This window comes from Marinagarivorans cellulosilyticus (genome assembly GCF_021655555.1).
In the GTDB taxonomy this organism is placed as follows: Bacteria; Pseudomonadota; Gammaproteobacteria; order Pseudomonadales; family Cellvibrionaceae; genus Marinagarivorans; species Marinagarivorans cellulosilyticus.
In genome coordinates this window covers 3,383,603-3,402,387 of the sequence record NZ_AP023086.1, presented here as the reverse complement: position 1 = coordinate 3,402,387, position 18,785 = coordinate 3,383,603, and the positions used below count along the sequence as shown (strand labels likewise).

Below are 18,785 nucleotides of genomic sequence, written 5' to 3'. Positions count from 1 at the left end.
CCCGCCAAAGCGGTCAGGCAAGCCAATACCGAGCTGCTATGCTTGTAGTTATTAGAGGTGTCTTTGCACGCCACCGCCTGCCATCCACACGGGAAACCTAGATAGAGCCTAATGAGTACAGTTGCCATCATCGTGTTGCTTCTCACGCTAGCCGTTATGTCGCTGTTTGTCGTGAACTTTGTCAACAGCCGTGAGACACGTCGTCGGCTAGTGACGCAAAAAATAACCTCACTTCGCAGGCGCATTGCCGAGCTTGAAGAAATGGCCGCGTCACTTGAACCCTTGTTAGAGTCAACCCAAATACCGCGCGCCATCAATGATGAAATCATTGTATTAATAGAAACCATCATGAAGCTCGACCCTAGCAATGAATATATGAAGCCAACGCTAGAAGCGGCCAAAACACTGTCGAGTGATCTCGCCTTAGAAAAACGCTCATGCCAATTGATGCGAGCCCTGTCGAGCGATGCGCAGGTTGCACGCTGCAAGTTTCAGTTAAATGAAGCCGCAAGGCTTGTGCGCCGCAATCAGCTAGCCGGCCGCATAGATGCGCTCGAGGCAGACACATTTATCAAAGAGCTTTCGTGGGCGCTAATGATGATTGAAGTGATTACCTATGTGAACCAGGGGCATGTCAGCATCAAGCAAAATGACGTATTAAAAGCCTACGGATACTACAAACACGCACAGCAAACACTCATCGCCAACCCGCACTCGGACCAGCGCAGGCACCGCCTCATCAGAGAAGTCTCTGACATGCTCACCAACAGGCGCAAAGCACTTTCTGAGGACCTAATGCCAGAAACCGCTAACAACCCCTCAGCAGAAAGTCCTGGCGCTCAGGCGCCGACTGAGCAGCCAGATGCTGGGCCAGCATCAGAGCAGCCCTCGCCTCCTTAGGACAGCGCTACTGACATTGCCCTTAAATTACCCGCTATTTGCTCCAAAGTCTCACTGCCACCGTGTTCAGTCCAGTGCACACCAATGGCGTGCTCATTAAGCTCTAGCATATGCACCGAGCTCGGCAGTTCTAGTAATACAGAAGCCACTGGGGCGGGCAATTTCGTCCCACTCCCCTGCTTAACAAACCAATACTTAGCGATATGTAAGCCGTGCTCATAGTTTTTTCGCTCCAGCAACACAGGCTCCAACGCGTTTTGCTCCGTTACCGGCAACCAGTAAGCCCAGCAAGGCGCACCGTCAGGCGCCTTAACATTACTGGCCCCGACCTTCAAACCCAGCGTGGTTGCCTGCTGGCGCAAAGCGGCTAGGCGTTTTTGCGCTTTGCTCGGCTGCATAAGCATTACAGGCCCAATTAACATCGCCAAAACTAGCAATACAATAATGATTGGCCACATAGCGCTACCCTTCCCCCGCCTGCAGCGCTTCAAGTTCTTGCCAGCGTTCAAAACACGCTTCTAGATCTTCATTTAGCGCTGCCATGGCCTCTAACCTTTTAGTTACGGTATCGGCATCTTGCTGGTAAAAGTCGGCGCCAGCGACTTCCTGCTCTATGCTCGCAATGCTGTTTTCGAGAGTTTCTATTTTAGCCGGCAGTAAATCGAGCTCTCGCTGCAGCTTATAGCTGAGCTTCTTCACTTTTGGCGCTGCCGCCACTGGCGTTTGAGCTACGCTTTTGGCAGCCTCGGCAGCATCTGCCACTTTTTGCTGCTTGCTCTTAACGCTTTCACGCTCTGGCCACTTACCGCCTTGACGCAACCAGTCGTGATACCCCCCGATATACTCCCTGACGATGCCATCACCTTCGAAGCTAATGGTGCTGCTAACAACATTATCCATAAATGCTCGGTCGTGACTGACAAGCAATAAAGTACCCTCAAACGCCAGCAGCAACTCCTCTAATAAGTCCAGTGTTTCAGCATCGAGATCGTTAGTGGGTTCATCCATCACCAGCACATTGGCCGGCTTACTAAAGAGTTTTGCGAGTAGTACCCGGTTGCGCTCGCCACCAGACAACGCCTTGATTGGGGTACGTGCACGTTCACCAGTAAATAAAAAGTCATTGAGGTAGCTAATGGCATGGCGCGGTTTGCCGTTTATTTCAATAAACTCCCGACCACCAGCGACGTTATCCATTGCATTTTGTTCTAGATCTAATTGATCGCGCAGCTGGTCGAAGTAAGCGACTTCGATCTTCGTCCCCATTTTCACAACGCCAGACTGCGGCGCCAATTCGCCCAAAATGATTTTTAATAGCGTACTTTTGCCAATACCGTTTGGGCCAATCAAACCAATTTTGTCACCGCGAACAATTCGCGCCGTAAAATCGCGAATAATCGGCCAGCCATCGTAAGCAAAGCTCACCGATTCTAGCTCGGCAACAATTTTGCCAGAGGCCGAATCTTGCTGCAGGCTAAAGTTAGAGGTTTTCATTTTATCGCGGCGCCCCGCGCGCTCGGCACGCATGGCCTTTAAGGCTCGCACTCGCCCCTCATTTCGGGTGCGCCGCGCTTTAATGCCTTGCCGAATCCACACCTCTTCTTTGGCTAAGCGCTTATCGAATTCGCTATTGTGCTTTTCTTCTTCAGCAAGCTGGCGCTCGCGAAAAGCCAGAAAATCTTGGTATTTACCATCCCATACGCTCAACATGCCGCGATCTAGTTCACCAATACGGTTCGCCACATTTTGCAAAAACGCGCGGTCGTGCGTCACAAAGACAACCGCACCACCAAAGCTCGCCAGCTCTTTTTCTAACCACTCAATCGCCTGCACATCAAGATGGTTAGTTGGCTCATCCAACAATAAAATATCGGGGTCAATAACAAGTGCCCTCGCCAGCGCCGCCCGGCGCCGCCAACCACCCGATAAGTCCTGCATTTTGGCATCGGCATCAAGCTCTAGGCGCGTTAGAACAGTTTCGATACGGTTATCAATAGCCCAGCCATCGTGCGCCTCAATAACACCTTGTAAACGCGCCATTTCATTTAAGGCAGCTTCAGTCATCGCCTCAGAACCGGCATCATGAATAAGCGCATGATATCGCGTTAAACTATCGGCCAACTCCGGCAAACCTTGGGCCACAAAGTCATAGACCGATGTTTCATCGGCATCTGGCAAGTCCTGCATTAATCCGGCAATGCGCATGCCGTCCATATGCCACGCGCTGCCGCTATCGGTTTGAATCGAACCATCGATCACCTTCAGTAAAGTAGACTTGCCTACCCCATTACGCCCGACCAAGCACAGACGATCGCCATTGTTTAGCAGTAAACCTAGGGAATCAAAAATCACCTGTTCACCGTAGGCAAGGTGAAGGTTATCGAGTTTTAACAAGCTCATAAATTTCTCTCACAAAAATGCGGGGCGCAGTTTGCCGCATGAAGCGCATAAAAATCCACGTCTTATGCAAATAAATAAGTGGCAAGTCTGGCATACATGTTCAACAATGAATATGTAGCCACTCATCTTTATCAATAGGGGACGCTAGCCTTGGGCAACTTGCGCAGATCGCCACATAAACGAATTAGCCATTGGTGCACACAAACCGCTGCACTGGCCGCGCTCACTTTGGCACTGCCTGCATTGGCTCAGCCGTTCCCGAGCCACATGCAATCCCCTGTCGAATACCATAATGCCTTGGACGCAGCACTAACAACGCAACCACTGCAATCGCCACTAAGCACAACGCCCTATGCGCCAAAGCAGTCGACACCAGAAGAACTCGAAAGAGAACGCTTTGCTTACCAAGCCGCCAAAAATGCACTTAAAAAACGGCAATTCGTAACCGCTAAAGCTCACTTGGCAGCGCTTCAGAATTACCCGCTTAAGCCTTACATTGAATACGGCCTTATTGCCGCGAAGGCAGCCCAACTACCGCTAGAGGAAATTGATCAATTCTTAACGACTTACCCAGATTCTCTTTTGGCCGATAAACTTACAGGAAATACCTTGTATTTTTTGGCTGAGCAACAACGTTGGCAAGACTTTAACCGCTATTACAGCAAAGGCTTCAGCTCTGCGGCCATGCAATGCCGCAGCATGCTAGCGCGCTACCACACGGGGGATATGAACGCACTCGATGAAGGCGTAGCCCTGTGGGATACCGGCCGCTCACAACCCAAGGCCTGCGACCCTCTCTTTGCCTTGCTCAAACAAAACAAAAAACTTACAGCTGATGTCCTTTGGAGCCGCTTTAACAAAGCCGTTATCAACAACAAGCTATCACTAGCGCGCTTTATACAACGCGGTATGACGGGCAAACAGCAACAAAACGCAGAGCTTTACCTAAAAGTTAGCGCGAGACCTTCGTTGGTCACAAAGCGCCACTTGTTTAGCGACTCTAGCCCGCAAATACAAGACATTATTGCTTACGGCATTGCCAAACTGGCACGCACAGAACCTCAGCAAGCTTGGAAACACTGGGAACAGTATGAGGCGCAGTTTTTATTTAATGCCGCCACCGCCACCGCCACTAAACGGCAAATCGTAAAGTACCTTACGCGCAAAGGCCACCTGAGTGAGGCCGAACAGCTTTTAAGCTACTCCCATTCACTGCGCGAGACCTCACTAGTCGAAAGCCTAATCAGAGAAAACCTCGAGCAGCTAAACTGGCATGCTGTAGCCGCTAATATCCCCTTGTTAACCGAGGATGAGCAAAAAAGCGACCGCTGGCGGTATTGGACCGCGCGCAGCCACGAGGCACTTGGCAACAAAGATATCGACAGCCAAGCCATATACCATGAGCTAGCTTCCAGCCGCAGTTGGTATGGTTTTTTGGCGGCAGACCACCTCGACAAAGGCTACCAACTAGAGGACGCATCTACCCCAGCTAATAGCTTTTTAAAAAGTGACCTAGCGTATATGCCTGCCATGCAACGGGCGAAAGAACTTTGGATTATCGGCGAGCAGCAGCAAGCGCGCACAGAATGGTATTACGCACTCAAAACACTGGATACCGCGCAACTACTCGCCGCCGGCGAACTGGCGAAAGATTGGGGCTGGTACAACTCAGGCATTGTGGCGATGATCTCTGGCAACCTGTGGGATCACCTCACACTTCGCTTTCCGCTGGCTTATACCGATGAGGTTACGCAAGCCGCCGCTGCAAGCCAACTCGACCAAACTTTAATTTACGCTATCGCCCGCCAAGAAAGCGCCTTTGCTGCAGACGCCGTATCGCATGCTGGCGCAAGAGGGTTGATGCAATTAATGCCTGCCACAGCAAAACAGCAAGCACGCCATTCGGGGGTTAAAAACCATCGCACCCAAGACCTATTTACACCCGGGCACAACATTAAGCTTGGCAGTGCTTACTTGGGGAAGTTGTTAAACGAATTTAATGGCAATCGCATTTTAGCTGCCGCCGCTTACAACGCGGGTAAGCATCGCGTAAAAAAATGGCTCAAAACCCCTCAACTTGAAACACCGACAGATGTTTGGGTCGAAACCATCCCCTTTCGAGAGACCCGACACTATGTGCAAAACGTAATGACCTACGCTGTCATTTACAATTACCGCATAGAGGTGAACACATCAGAACAAAATGAAAAAAATCACGACATAAAAGGCCGGCTACTACGCAGCAATGAAGCAAAAATAGCGCTTTAGGCTATGCTGATTAAATAGAGATACACATCACTTATATAGCGCTAAGAACTTCATTATTAAGGATTCCAGAGGCCGCCTCGTATGCAAAAGCACTCAGCAACGCCAGACAGCAGTAAGCCTCCAGCAAGTATTACCCTCGATGATTGGTCGCACGTCCGAGAAACAATTAACATGCTATACTTGGCGGTCTGCCAAATAGAAGCAACAATGTCGGACAGCAACGCTTCTGTCGATACGCTAACGCAATCATTTACAACACTGGCGTCACACAACAATGAAGTGAGCCAAAAAATACAGCGAGTAGCTAACCCCGACGAGTTAAATGCTTTCAAAGATGATATTGTAGAAACCGCAGCACGGATGAACACAAACATCAATTCATCTGTACAAGCGTTTCAGTTTTATGACCGCGTCTGCCAGCGCCTAGACCACGTGGCACGCAGTTTAGAAAAAGTCTCAGGGGTAATGAACGACCAAGACTCATTGCACGAGCCAAAAGAATGGCGCCGCATCCAGAACGACATCAAAGACAGCTACACCATGGAAGCTGAACGCGTGATGTTTGAACATATTATGGATGGTGGCAGCATTGAAGATGCGCTGAAAATTTATCAGCAGTATTTTAACCATTCAACCTCTCACCCTCGTGATGACGTGGATGATGTGGAATTATTTTAGTTGTTAGCCTTTAATGACCAATCCTTTATTTGCTCGACAGGCCATTTTTAATAAAGACCTGCAGGTTTGTGCGTACGAACTGTTATTTCGTGGAGACCCCGCAGCAGACACCTCAGAGTTTGATGGCGACAAAGCCAGTTCTCATGTTTTGCTTTATGCTTTTGGCGAGCGCCGTATCGAAGATATTACCGGCAATAAAGATGCGTATATTAACTTCACACGCAATCTGCTCGTATGCCCGCCACCATTACCCGCATCGCAACTCGTGATCGAAGTATTAGAAGATATAAAACCCGACCCGACATTACTGAAATCCCTGGGCGAATTAAAAAAACAAGGCTATCGCATCGCGCTGGATGATTTCCTGCTAACAGAGCACAGCAAGCAACTTCTTCCCTTTGCCGACATTATTAAAATTGACGTGCTTAGCCTTAGCGACACCGAAATTCGCGAACATATGGCTGCACTTAAATCACCCAAAATAAAATTTATTGCGGAAAAGATTGAAACACACCAAATGTTCAAACTGTGTTGCGAGCTAGGCTTCGATTACTTTCAAGGGTATTTTCTTGCCAAGCCGCAGGAAGTTGCCGGCAAAAAAGCAAAGCAAGGCACGCAATCAATATTACAATTACTCGCCAAGATTACCGCTAACGATAGCGACTTCAAGGGCGTTGCACATGTATTGGCGTCCGACCCTGAATTGAACTTTCGGTTATTAAAAATGGTCAATTCACCCGCGTTTGGCTCTGGTAAAAAAGTCGAATCGCTCAGCCAAGCCATCGCATTAGCCGGCCTTGACCGCATTCGTAACTGGGCAATTTTTTTATTATTAGCCAGCAATAGCCACAAGCCTGCAGAACTTTGCATCATTAGCAGTACCCGCGCCAAGTTCTGCGAGCTACTAGGGCAAAAAATTAAACGCTGCGATACCAATACAGCCTTTACAGTAGGCCTGCTATCAATGTTAGATGCTCACTTAGATATAGCGATGAACACCATCGTTGGACAACTTAATTTATCTGCAGACATTAACGATGCTCTAACCGGAGCCAACACCAGCAATACCTACACCCTATTGCTCGATACGTGCAAAGCACTAGAAAAGAGCGCATGGAAAGCCATCCCTTTAAGCGCCCTAACAAAAGCAGGCATTACTGAAGACGATATTAGCGAAGCTTATACTGAAGCCCTGTGCTTTGCCCAAGACACCAGCGCCATTTAAATAACCACGCTAAACATCCAGATGACGACTTGGCTCGCGGCACAAGCAAAGCTCTCTTAATACGCCTGTTGCATACTCACCAGGGGGCAGCTCAAACGAGATTATCAATACGCCCTCTCCGATTCGCCACTGTAAATTTTTAGGTGTACTTACAAAAGCGCGCCGCTCTTGATTAAGCCCCAAATGCTCGAGCGCATCAGCCCAGTGCCTTAACGGTAAAAGCGCTTGAGCTTCTATATCCAACGCCTTTAGCTGCGTTGCACTGCGGCCGCGCCCCCACAAAGGCCCTGCCGGCACACCTTGAATAGCCACATCGCCCTCTAGCAGATCACACCAATTTTGCGCACTGACGCGTTCAGCCAGAATACAATTAAACAAGTAAGAGCGCGCGGCCGATAGAATAATACCGCGAGGTTTTCTTTTCGATCGCCCCTTTTTAGCTGTCTGCCTTTCACTCTGAGCGCGCTCCAACCATTGCTGGAAAGCCGGTAGGTTATTGCCATTTCGGCCAAAGCGCTGCAACCCAAAGTAATTAGGAACACCACCTTCACGAACGCAAGACAGCCGCCTTTCCAGCGCCGCTTGTGTTTCTGCCTCGCCATCTTCATCAAGTAGCAGTGTAATCACAAATGCATTGCCGGCATGCTGGCCACGGCGCAATTTACTTTGCCCTCTTGTAACTTCCAACAACCGGTTTGCAGGCAGCCTTTCACAAGCCGTGTCCAGCTTCGCTTGCAGTTCAGACTTTGGGTCGTATACCGAAAACCATTGCCGAGTGATCGCATTGCGATCTTTTAAACCGCAAAAGCCAACATCAACATTACGTACCTCTAAACCAATCGCCAACTGCTCTGCAACCCATTGCGTATTATCGCCATCACTTTCCATATGCAAATAAAGGTGCTCACCTTCACCGCTTGGCACAAAACCTAGTTGCTCGTGCACTACAAAATGCTGATTTTCATTCTTTAATAACGCACCCAACACTGGCCGCCCGTAAGCAAAGGGGAAGCCTAAAGAATAATCAACAGAAGAAACCTTAGCACTCATGCAATGCCACCTTGCAACAACAATACTGAGCGCTATTCATAATCACGCGGTATGGCGGCCCACGTTTGCGACTCGATGCTTTGAAATGCAGCATCAATAACAGCCATATTCGCCACGGAATCGCTCAAAGACAAAGGCACAGCGGCTTTATTGCTCACACTAGATACAAACGCCTCCACCATCAACTGATAGTGGTTAATGCTTCCAGCAAAGGCAATTTCTTGATCCGCATCATCGGTTTCCAACCGGATGATACGCTCATCACCCTCGTCGCAATAAAACGGATGCGTTAAGACTATCCGCCCCGCCGAGCCTTCGATTGTCACACTTTGGCTGCGTTGAGATTTAGTACTTACAACTACCGTCGCACTCGCGCCATCAGCAAAAGACATTATCAAATGCGACACATCATCAACCCCAAACTCAGGATGCATCTCGGCCACCGCTACGACTCGACGAGGCTCACAACCCATAACCATCCGAGTAGCCGATATCCCATAGCAACCAATGTCCATCAACGCACCGCCACCGGCAGCAGGGTTGTTGCGAATATTCGCAGGGTCATGATTGTTATAGCAAAATTGACTCGACACGCTGCGCACCTGACCAATCGCCCCCTCGGCGATCCAATCTAGTACCTGCTGCCACTGAGGGTGGAAGCGATACATAAAGGCCTCCATCACTTTTAACTCAGGAAATTTGCTAGCCGCTAGCGATAAACGTTTTGCATCTTCGGCATTTAACGCAATGGGCTTTTCGCAAAGAACATGCTTGCCCGCCTCTAAAGCTTTAATCGATAACTCGACATGCAAATCATTCGGTAGCGGGTTGTAAATCACATCAACCTCCTCGGCATCAAGCAAAGCTTGATACCCCTCAAGCGCAACACCGCCGCCGACCTGCTCAACAAAAGCTTGCGCGGTTTGCCTGTTCCGAGAGGCAACGCCCCAGAATGCTGCACCGTTAGCCATTTCAATAGCGGGAATTAATTGGGTACGCGCAATCTTTGCCGCCCCCAAAACACCAATACGCAATACTGGATTCATAAAACGCTCACAATTCTAAAAGTAATAAAAAATTTAATTCGATTATAAATTGTTCTTAACCTACAGCCTATTTTTTTTACTCTGACGGTAACAGCAAGATCTACGAGCTATAGTCAAGGGAGAGCCTCAGATAAATTTCCTTGCTAGTAGCACTACGACAACTGACGACAATAACGGATGAGATCAATGAAGCAGTGGTTTAAAAACCTGACTTTACCTAAAAAACTAACCTACTCATTATTGCTCGCCGGCCTAACACCGATGGTAGTCGTATCGGTAATGAGCTATCAAATAGCAATGCAGCTTTTAGAAAAGCAAGCCTTTGAGCAACTGCAATCCATACGCGACATCAAAGCCTCTGCCATACAACGCTACTTCGAGCAAGTTGAAAGCCAGGTAATTACCCTCGCCGAGTCGTCGCAAACCGTAGAGGCGGCCAGTGCTTTTGGCCGAATTTTCACGCGAATTGTTGAATCCTCCGGCAATACGCTTGAAAGCACAGAGCAACTTAGGCAAGAACTAAATCAATACTACACTCAGCAGTTTGGCTCAGAATATAAAGCACGCAACGATGGCAAGGCCATAAATACAGACTCATTACTAAAAGCTCTATCGCCTGAAGCGGTTATTCTTCAACATAAATACATTTTTGAAAACCCACACCCGCTAGGTGAAAAACACAATCTCGATGCCTCCGAAGGCCGCAGCGTTTACCACAATACGCACGCATCGTATCATCCGAATTTTAGAAATTTTCTAATCGAATTTGGCTTTTATGATATTTTTATTACCGACACTGCAGGCAACATCGTCTATTCGGTATTTAAAGAGCTAGATTACGGCACGTCATTAACTACCGGCCCCTACGCCAAAACTAATTTTGCTGAGGCCTTCAGTAAAGCAAACAAGCTTTCTCCTGGCAAAGTTTCAATAACAGACTTTGCAACCTACGAGCCCTCTTACGACGCCCCGGCTAGCTTTATCGCCTCCCCCATCTTCCGCGATGGCCAGCGTGTTGGCGTGCTTATTTTTCAAATTCCATTAGAACCCATCAACGCGATCATGGGCGAGCGCTCTGGAATGGGGCAAACCGGCGAAAGTTACCTTATTGGGCCCGATAGCCTAATGCGCTCAGACTCCTACCTTGACCCTAAAAACCATAGCGTGAGCGCATCATTCAAACACCCCGAAAAAGGAGCCGTTAAAACAGCCGCTGGCGATGCCGCTATCGCCGGCGAAACAGGCATTGACATTATTGCCGATTACAATGGAAACATGGTATTGAGTGCTTACGCACCGCTTAAGCTCAACGGTTTGGGCTGGAATATACTCGCCGAAATAGACAAAGCTGAAGCATTCTCCGGCATCTATAGCCTAGGAAAATGGTTAACCCCGATTGCCATTGTTAGCTGCATTGCCATTGCCTTTTTTGCCTTATTGATAAGCAATGTTATTGCTAACCCGATACTTCAGATGGCGAGGGTTATACGCAACGTGCAAGCAACGGGAGACTTCTCACAAAAGATACCTCTAAACCAGAGAGATGAGATCGGTCAAACCGCGCAAGCATTCAATACCTTAACAAGCAGTACAAATAGTGCAATTAACGCTGTCAACGAATCACTTAATCGCCTAGCCAACGGTCAACAAAACAGCCCCATTGATAATAATTATGCTGGCGATTTAAGTGAACTCATTGGCGGGACCAACAACGCCTACACCACCATCGAACGCGCAAGGCAAGCACAAGCAACTAGCGCGAAGGAAGCCGAAGAAAACGCTTCAGAAGCGCGACGACTTGCCGCCCAAGCGAAAGAAGAAGCTGAAAAAAGTTTAGTGATTAAGCAGGCGCTAGATGTTTCAGCAACGGCGGTGATGATTGCCGATAATGATTTCAATATTATCTACATGAACGACTCTATTCATCATTTAATGCAAGAAGCCGAGCCACAACTAAAACAAGAAATACCGCAGTTTAACGCTAAAACACTCATGGGCATAAATATTGATACGTTCCATAAAGCGCCATCACATCAACGGCAATTACTCTCGCAACTTACCAGCACATATACAACCGAATTAAAAATAAGCGGGTTAACGTTTGCATTAAAAGCCAGCCCAATACGTAACGAAAAAGGCGTATTTTTAGGGACGGTAGTTGAGTGGGACAATATTTCCGAGAAGCTTGCCAAGCAACACAGAGAACAAGCGCTTGCACAAGAAAATGCTCGCATACGTCAAGCGCTCGACAGCTCATCCACCAGCACAATGATTGCCGATAACGACTTCAATATTATCTATGCCAATAAGTCTTTGTCGTCACTGATGTCTAGCGCCCAAAAAGATTTGGCACAAACAATTCCCAACTTTGATCCGTCCAAAATCATCGGTATGTCTATGCATAAATTCCATAGGCAACCTGAGCACCAAAAAAGATCAATAGCGGCACTAAACCAAACACTCAATACTGAATTCAAAGTTAACCAACGAACATTCTCAATTGTTGCCAACCCAATAACCAATACCCAAGGCGAACGCCTAGGTACCGTCGTTGAATGGCTAGATAGAACCAATGAAGTAGAGATAGAGCAAGAAATCGATCAGATCATAACATCCGCTGCACATGGCGACTTTAGCCAAAGCATTAATTTGGACGGCAAAAAAGGCTTCTTTAAAGTGGTTAGCGAAGGGCTTAACCGCTTGACGAGCACAACCAATATCGCCTTAGAAGAGATCCTCAGCTTATTTAACGCGATGAGTAAAGGTGATTTAACGTACCGTATTGCTCGCGAGTACAGCGGCGAATTTGCACAACTTAAAACCGACGCCAATGCATCACTCGATAAATTAACTGACGTTATTTGCAGCGTGAATAACGCCGCGAATCATATCACCCGTGGCGCTAATGAGATTTCGGCGGGAACACAAGATTTAAGTTCGCGCACAGAAGAGCAAGCCTCATCACTCGAAGAGACAGCCTCTAGCATGGAGCAAATGACGCAGTCAGTGATCAGCAGCGAGGAACAAGCAATTCTTGCCAGCAAACGAGCACTATCGGCATGCAAGATCGCAGAACAAGGCGACCAATCGGTTAAAAATAGTGCCGAGGCAATGACCGAAATAGCGAAATCCAGCGAAAAAATTTCCAACATTATTACTGTCATTGATGAAATCGCCTTCCAAACTAACTTATTGGCACTGAACGCCGCCGTTGAAGCTGCACGTGCGGGTGAGCAAGGCCGCGGCTTTGCAGTTGTTGCCAATGAGGTTCGCAATTTAGCGCAGCGCTCTGCCAGCGCAGCTAAAGAAATTAAAGACCTAATCGTAGATTCGGGCAACAAAGTGGAAAGCGGCACAATGCTTGTCGAGGCTTCTGGCAAAACCCTGCAATCAATCGTGCAAGAAGTTCAACACGTCACCGAAATGATGGAAAACATTGTCACAGGCTCTACTGAGCAAAAAAATGGTATTACGCAAGTCAATACTGCGGTATCGCAGATGGATCAAATGACGCAGCAAAATGCTGCCCTAGTTGAGCAGGCTTCTGCTGCCAGTGAAAGCATGGCTGAGCAAGCCCGAGCAATGAATGACATGCTGACTTTTTTCAAAGTTAGCCAACAATAACCATTCACTTAAAACACTCGCTTATGCAAATTAAAAAACGCGCTATTAGCGCGTTTTTTAATTTTACCGAAGCCACTTAGGGGCTTTTAGGCAACTTGTACCGGAATTGTATTGCTGGTTCGCTCAACCGTATTGCCTTCACCCAAGTAAACAAGCTTAGGCTTGTGAGCAGCCATCTCCGCTTCGCTGTATTGACCGTAGGCAGCAATAATAACGCGGTCGCCAACTTGCACTTTACGCGCTGCAGCGCCATTCATCGAAATTGTTTTCGAGCCCGCCTCAGCCAAAATAACATAGGTACTGAAGCGCTCGCCGTTATCGACATTGTAAATATCAATGCGCTCGAACTCACATAAACCGGCCAACTTTACAAAGTCACTGTCTATTGCGCAAGAACCGTCATACCAAAGCTCTGCTTGTGTTACACGCGCCATGTGTAACTTGCCTTTTAATAAGGTGGATTGCATGGAAAAACCTCTAAATACTGGTGTAGCGTTTACGCTTCTAGCGTAAGACTGACGTTATCAATTAATCGGGCAGCCTGTGTATACATAGCACCTAAAATTGTTAATTGTGTATCATCGCTCGCGGCCGGCTGCAGATATTGGCTATCGCAAATGGATACATAATCAACACTAAACCCAGCCGCTTTAATTTGTTGTGCGGCTGCCTCTTCTAGCGCGAGATAATTTCTCTCGCCATTTTTTATTTTCTCAACAATCCAGTTTAAGCTACTGTTTAACTGGTTTGCTTTCGGCCGTTCTTGCTCGCTAATAAACACGTTACGCGAACTCATAGCCAAGCCGTCAGGCTCACGCACAATATCACCCGCGACGACTTCAACAGGCATGCACAAGTCTTCAACCATACGCCGAATAATAGCAAGCTGCTGATAATCCTTAATACCAAAAACCGCCTTTTGCGGCTGCACGATATTAAACAATTTAGAAACAACCGTTGTAACACCTTCAAAATGCCCTGGGCGGCTGGCACCACACAATACATCAGCCATGCTCGGCACAATCACCCTCGCCTGCTGGTCCATGCCATTAGGGTATATCTCATGCTCATCGGGGCAAAAGAGATAATCGCATTTCACACCAACTAAACGGGCGCTGTCTTCTTTGAGCGTTCGCGGGTAACGGTCCCAATCTTCATTTAAGCCAAACTGTAATCGGTTAACAAAAATACTAACCACAACAACATCGCACAAAGATTTTGCCTGCTTAACCAATGCAATATGAGCATCGTGTAGGTTACCCATCGTTGGCACAAACCCAATAGTACGACCAGCATCGCGATGTGCCTGCAAAGCTTGCCTTAATGATGCAATATGATGAAAGCTTTGCATTTAAAACCTATATTCAATTTTGGTTACAATTAACATAACAAGATCACAATTAATGCATCTCATTATTAAAATACTCTGGCGCCAAGTTTTCAAAACGCGTGTATTTACCTACGAATGCCGCCCTGCTCGTACCAATTTCACCGTTACGCTGCTTACCAATAATTAACTCAGCAATGCCTTTGTCGGGGCTTTCTTCGTTGTAGTATTCGTCACGGTAAATAAACAAAATCACATCTGCATCCTGCTCAATAGCACCGGACTCCCGCAAGTCACTGTTCATTGGCCGCTTATTAGGTCTCGATTCCACGCTTCGATTAAGCTGAGACAAAGCGATAACAGGGCAACTGTACTCTTTGGCCAACGCCTTTAACGAGCGTGAAATCTCGGAAATTTCCTGCGTACGCCCCTCGGTAGAACCTGCCACCTGCATCAACTGTAAATAATCGAGCATTATCATGCCTGGGTTACCGTGCTCCCTTGCGATGCGTTTAACACGAGCCCTAACATCGCTTGGCGTTAAACCTGGCGTATCGTCAATAAATAGTAGCTTGTCTTTTAACTTTCGGGCCGCCGCTTCTAGTTTCGGCCAATCCTCTTCCAGGAGTTTACCGTTGCGAATACGTCCCTGATCGATACGACCAATCGAAGATAACATCCGCATCACCAAAGAGTCGGACGGCATTTCCATACTAAAAATAAGCGTTGGCTTGGGCTGAGTCATTACCGCAGCCTCAACGAAATTAAGCGCCAAAGCGGTCTTGCCCATCGATGGTCTAGCCGCCAAAATAATTAATTCTCCTGGCTGCCAACCTGCAGTTCGCTCGTCTAGATCGGTAATCCCTGTTGCTAGCCCCGTGAGGTCGCTGTCTGAGCGAAACAACTGATCAATTTTGGCGACCGTAGTTTTTAGTAAGCTGTTTACCCCTTCAAAACCACCCTCTTTGGGTCTATCTTCAGCAATTTCTAGCAGTCGCTTTTCCGCCAACTGTAAAAGCTCATCAGAATCAAGTTCGCCAGGGTTATAACTAGCTTGGCTAATTTCTCCGGCGGCCGAAATTAATTGACGCAAAGTAGAACGCTCGCGAACAATACGCGCATAGGCACTTAAGTTTGCACTACCTGCCACATTGGCGGCCAAGTCAGTTAAGTAACCTAGGCCACCAGCTGCAGCCAGCTCATCACGCCGATTAAGCTCTTCAGACACGGTAATCACATCAATGGGCTGCTCTTGCTCAACCAAATGCAACATGACGTGAAAGATTTGCCTGTGTGCAGCCTTAAAAAAATCGGCCTCTGATATAACCTCACACACAGCATCAAAAACTGTTGCATCCAGCATTAGCCCGCCTAGCACCGACTGCTCAGCCTCAATCGAGCGCGGCAATACAGACTCTTCACGCGCAACAACACCACCATCGTGGTGAAAATCGGGATAATCGGGATCTAGGTCAGCCATAATGAATCTTTCTAGGTAACAACAGGAGTTAGACGTGCGTGCATCATACGCAAAAAAACGACAGATATAAAAAAGGCACGAGCGGATTATCTCCACCCATGCCTTTCTGTAAAGCTAAAGCGAGTAATTAAGGCTTATTCGGCCTCTACTACCAACTTAACAGCTTGGATAACATCAACGTGCAGCTGCACATTAACGTCATACTCGCCCACTTCACGTAAAGTACCTTCTGGCAACTTAACTTCAGCTTTAGCGACTTTAACGCCAGCAGCACTGATTGCATTGGCAATATCGCGCGCGCCAATAGAACCAAATAACTTACCTTCGTCACCGGCATTCGCTTTAATAGTAACGACAAGCTCTGCAAGTTGTTCTGCACGCGCTTTAGAAGATACCAATTTGTCGTTGGCAGCAGCTTCAAGCTCGTTGCGGCGGGCTTCGAATTCAGCGATGTTAGTCGCAGTAGCCGTAATCGCCTTGCCTTGCGGCAAAAGGTAGTTACGACCAAAGCCTGATTTAACAGTAACTTTATCGCCAACCGTACCGAGACGGCCAACTTTTTCAAGCAATATAACTTCCATCTGGCTACCCCTTACTCGTGGCTGTCAGTATATGGCAATAAAGCAACGTAACGTGCACGCTTAACAGCAGTCGCCAATTGGCGCTGGTATTTTGCTTTAGTACCTGTGATACGGCTAGGAACGATCTTGCCAGTTTCAGTAACATAAGCTTTAAGTGTTTCCAAATCTTTATAATCGATTTGTGCAACACCTTCAGCAGTGAAACGACAGAATTTACGACGACGGAAAAAACGAGCCATGATTAATTCTCCTCAGTTTCTTCAGCTATATCGTCACTGTCATCTGCACCAGTGTCTTCAGCTTGGGGTTCATCTTCAGTGCGAGTAGCGGCTTCTTCTTGACGACGCTCTGCACGCTGCTTGCGCTCGCGATTTTCATTTTCAGCTTTCATGATGGGCGACTCTTCAGTCACGGCATCGTCCATACGGACAACCATGCTACGAAGAACGGCATCGTTATAGCGGAAAGTGGTGGTTAACTCTTCCAACACATCACCAGAACATTCAACATTCAAAAGAATGTAGTGTGCTTTGTGAATTTTGTTAATTGAGTAAGCTAACTGGCGGCGACCCCAGTCTTCGAAGCGGTGAACAGTACCACCAGCACCGGTTATAGACGCTGTATAGCGCTCAACCATGCCAGGCACCTGCTCAGACTGATCAGGGTGGACCAGGAACACGATTTCGTAATGACGCATTGTAAGCTCCTTACGGGTTAAGCCTCCCGCAATATGCAGTGAGGCAAGGAGAACCACAACCCAAAGGCCGTGGAATCGGGGCGCGGATTATATGGGCATTCATTACAACATGCAATCACTCTGGGAACTTTTGCGCCAAAGCCTACCAAGCGCGCCGCTATGCATCCATCGAAAGACCAAGTGCGCATAGAAAACAACCACAAAAAACCAAAAATGTCACAGCAACGCAAACAATGACAAAAAATGTCGTGCCTAGCGTTTTTTATTTGACTATGATTGCGGCGCAAGGATACAAATGATGGCGCCGCCCTATAAAGCACCCTATTCGAGCTCGCACTTATAAGCGGGCCGAGTAGAGATACCAATAGCGCCACAGACCCAAGGCGGGTCAACCATAATAGAAAGAAACGAACAAGGTTTTAAAATTCACAACCCGGAACCGTAAGTCAAAAGCTTACGTTGCAAGATTATGCTAGAAATCACCCCTAATCGCGGCATTGGACCCGTGATGCTCGGCATGTCGAGAACAGATGTCTCGCAAGCTATGCAATCACTCAGCCCACAAAAACGCCACACCCAGCAGCGGGACATATACTGCCAAGGTAAATTGGTAGTCGACTTTCAACACGAAAAAGCCGTTGCCATCTGCATCAACAAAGACCCTATTATTACAACGCTAGAGCCTCGACTTTTCGGTTTTAACCCACTAAAGCAACAGGCACATAAAACCGTAATGCGCATGAGCCTGCGGGGCAATTACGACCACGAAGACCCTCAGCTTGGCATGTCTTACATCTACCCAAAGCTCGGCATCTATTTTTGGCGTGACACCACCCCCGAGAATTTACAAAGGGAGATGAGTCTTCAGCGAACCGCCGAAAGCACTTCACACACTTGGTACGCTCAAGCCGTGCAAGATTACAAACAATTCCATGCGGTGGGCGTTTTTAAAGAAGGCTACCTTTAAAAACAAAAAAGGCTTTGAGGAACACCTCAAAGCCTTTTTAGCAAAAACACGAAAACTAAAACATCAGGACATAATCCAAAACTGCGTCTTGCTCCTCCTGCGAAGCGCGATTAAGCAAGGTTAGGCTCGGCTGAACACCAAGCACGCCTTTGTGTACCCGCCTTAGGAAAACAGCACTATTCTCATCTGAAGGCCAATACTCCCTACTCCCCAAACGCAGTTTTTGTGCAGACGGCATGACCGGCGAATAAGGTGCAGCCATTTTTGCCTCTATGCTCTGCTCAACAACCTCCCCCTCTAATACGCGAAAGCCTGAACGATAGCGCTGATCAGATATGCCACTATGGCACTCCACACAGCCAAACGCACTGAATGCATCGCGGCCGTCACCAGCAACCACTTCATTAACACCTGTTTGCTGAGGCTCAAAAAGCGTCAGCCACTCGGCCCAAGCTGCTGGAGAATAGATAGCAGCAAGCAATGCTATGGCGCAAAATGAATGTAATGTTTTATGAAACATATAAAATCGTTAACAAAAAAAG

17 protein-coding genes are annotated in these 18,785 nt (G+C 47.7%); 6 read left to right on the top strand and 11 right to left on the bottom strand.

Going from position 1 to position 18,785, the window contains the following annotated elements:
• The first annotated feature begins 111 nt into the window (after positions 1–111).
• Entirely contained in the window at positions 112–900 is a 789-nt protein-coding gene (locus MARGE09_RS13655) for a hypothetical protein (protein ID WP_236982727.1), read from the top strand.
• Here the strand turns inward: MARGE09_RS13655 and MARGE09_RS13650 are convergent.
• Both MARGE09_RS13650 and MARGE09_RS13645 read right to left on the bottom strand, forming a co-directional pair.
• Positions 897–1,358, bottom strand: coding sequence for a hypothetical protein (locus MARGE09_RS13650; protein ID WP_236982726.1), 462 nt, complete (start codon positions 1,356–1,358; stop codon positions 897–899). The two genes, MARGE09_RS13655 and MARGE09_RS13650, sit on opposite strands and share 4 nt — an antisense overlap.
• Positions 1,359–1,362: 4 nt before the next feature.
• Positions 1,363–3,300: an ATP-binding cassette domain-containing protein gene (locus tag MARGE09_RS13645; RefSeq protein WP_236982725.1), complete on the bottom strand. Its 1,938-nt coding sequence runs from the start codon at positions 3,298–3,300 to the stop codon at positions 1,363–1,365.
• Between the two features lie 267 nt (positions 3,301–3,567).
• On the opposite strand from MARGE09_RS13645, the gene MARGE09_RS13640 reads away from it, so the two are divergent.
• The 3 genes from MARGE09_RS13640 (at position 3,568) to MARGE09_RS13630 (ending at position 7,471) form a co-directional block, all read left to right on the top strand.
• A complete protein-coding gene (locus MARGE09_RS13640) occupies positions 3,568–5,568 on the top strand; it encodes a transglycosylase SLT domain-containing protein (RefSeq protein WP_236982724.1) in 2,001 nt (666 codons plus the stop codon).
• 81 nt (positions 5,569–5,649) lie between these two features.
• Entirely contained in the window at positions 5,650–6,246 is a 597-nt protein-coding gene (locus tag MARGE09_RS13635; RefSeq protein WP_236982723.1) for a hypothetical protein, read from the top strand.
• A gap of 13 nt (positions 6,247–6,259) precedes the next feature.
• A complete protein-coding gene (locus MARGE09_RS13630; RefSeq protein WP_236982722.1) occupies positions 6,260–7,471 on the top strand; it encodes an EAL and HDOD domain-containing protein in 1,212 nt (403 codons plus the stop codon).
• Between the two features lie 9 nt (positions 7,472–7,480).
• Here the strand turns inward: MARGE09_RS13630 and truD are convergent, their stop codons facing one another.
• Entirely contained in the window at positions 7,481–8,521 is a 1,041-nt protein-coding gene (gene truD / locus MARGE09_RS13625; RefSeq protein WP_236982720.1) for a tRNA pseudouridine(13) synthase TruD, read from the bottom strand.
• A 32-nt stretch (positions 8,522–8,553) separates the two neighbouring features.
• Complete coding sequence (locus tag MARGE09_RS13620) at positions 8,554–9,567, bottom strand: Gfo/Idh/MocA family protein (protein WP_236982717.1); 1,014 nt, start codon at positions 9,565–9,567, stop codon at positions 8,554–8,556.
• Positions 9,568–9,753: 186 nt separating this feature from the next.
• On the opposite strand from MARGE09_RS13620, the gene MARGE09_RS13615 reads away from it, so the two are divergent.
• Positions 9,754–13,191 (top strand): methyl-accepting chemotaxis protein, encoded by a 3,438-nt coding sequence (locus MARGE09_RS13615; protein WP_236982715.1) that lies wholly within the window; start codon positions 9,754–9,756, stop codon positions 13,189–13,191.
• Between the two features lie 86 nt (positions 13,192–13,277).
• Here the strand turns inward: MARGE09_RS13615 and panD are convergent, their stop codons facing one another.
• The 6 genes from panD to rpsF all read right to left on the bottom strand — a co-directional run bounded on the left by panD (position 13,278) and on the right by rpsF (position 17,276).
• Entirely contained in the window at positions 13,278–13,658 is a 381-nt protein-coding gene (panD, locus tag MARGE09_RS13610; protein ID WP_236982713.1) for an aspartate 1-decarboxylase, read from the bottom strand.
• A gap of 29 nt (positions 13,659–13,687) precedes the next feature.
• Entirely contained in the window at positions 13,688–14,542 is an 855-nt protein-coding gene (gene panC / locus MARGE09_RS13605) for a pantoate--beta-alanine ligase (RefSeq protein ID WP_236982711.1), read from the bottom strand.
• 49 nt (positions 14,543–14,591) lie between these two features.
• On the bottom strand, positions 14,592–15,998 hold the full coding sequence (gene dnaB / locus MARGE09_RS13600; RefSeq protein ID WP_255711642.1) for a replicative DNA helicase: 1,407 nt from the start codon (positions 15,996–15,998) through the stop codon (positions 14,592–14,594).
• 134 nt (positions 15,999–16,132) lie between these two features.
• Complete coding sequence (gene rplI, locus MARGE09_RS13595; RefSeq protein WP_236982710.1) at positions 16,133–16,579, bottom strand: 50S ribosomal protein L9; 447 nt, start codon at positions 16,577–16,579, stop codon at positions 16,133–16,135.
• An 11-nt stretch (positions 16,580–16,590) separates the two neighbouring features.
• Positions 16,591–16,818 (bottom strand): 30S ribosomal protein S18, encoded by a 228-nt coding sequence (rpsR, locus tag MARGE09_RS13590; protein ID WP_236982708.1) that lies wholly within the window; start codon positions 16,816–16,818, stop codon positions 16,591–16,593.
• A gap of 2 nt (positions 16,819–16,820) precedes the next feature.
• On the bottom strand, positions 16,821–17,276 hold the full coding sequence (gene rpsF / locus MARGE09_RS13585) for a 30S ribosomal protein S6 (RefSeq protein ID WP_236982706.1): 456 nt from the start codon (positions 17,274–17,276) through the stop codon (positions 16,821–16,823).
• A gap of 469 nt (positions 17,277–17,745) precedes the next feature.
• Here rpsF and MARGE09_RS13580 point away from each other — a divergent pair, with 469 nt between their 5' ends.
• A complete protein-coding gene (locus MARGE09_RS13580; protein WP_236982705.1) occupies positions 17,746–18,243 on the top strand; it encodes a hypothetical protein in 498 nt (165 codons plus the stop codon).
• Between the two features lie 55 nt (positions 18,244–18,298).
• Here MARGE09_RS13580 and MARGE09_RS13575 read toward each other — a convergent pair whose 3' ends face one another.
• Positions 18,299–18,763, bottom strand: a complete 465-nt coding sequence (locus tag MARGE09_RS13575) for a hypothetical protein (RefSeq protein WP_236982704.1) — start codon at positions 18,761–18,763, stop codon at positions 18,299–18,301.
• Positions 18,764–18,785 lie beyond the last annotated feature (22 nt).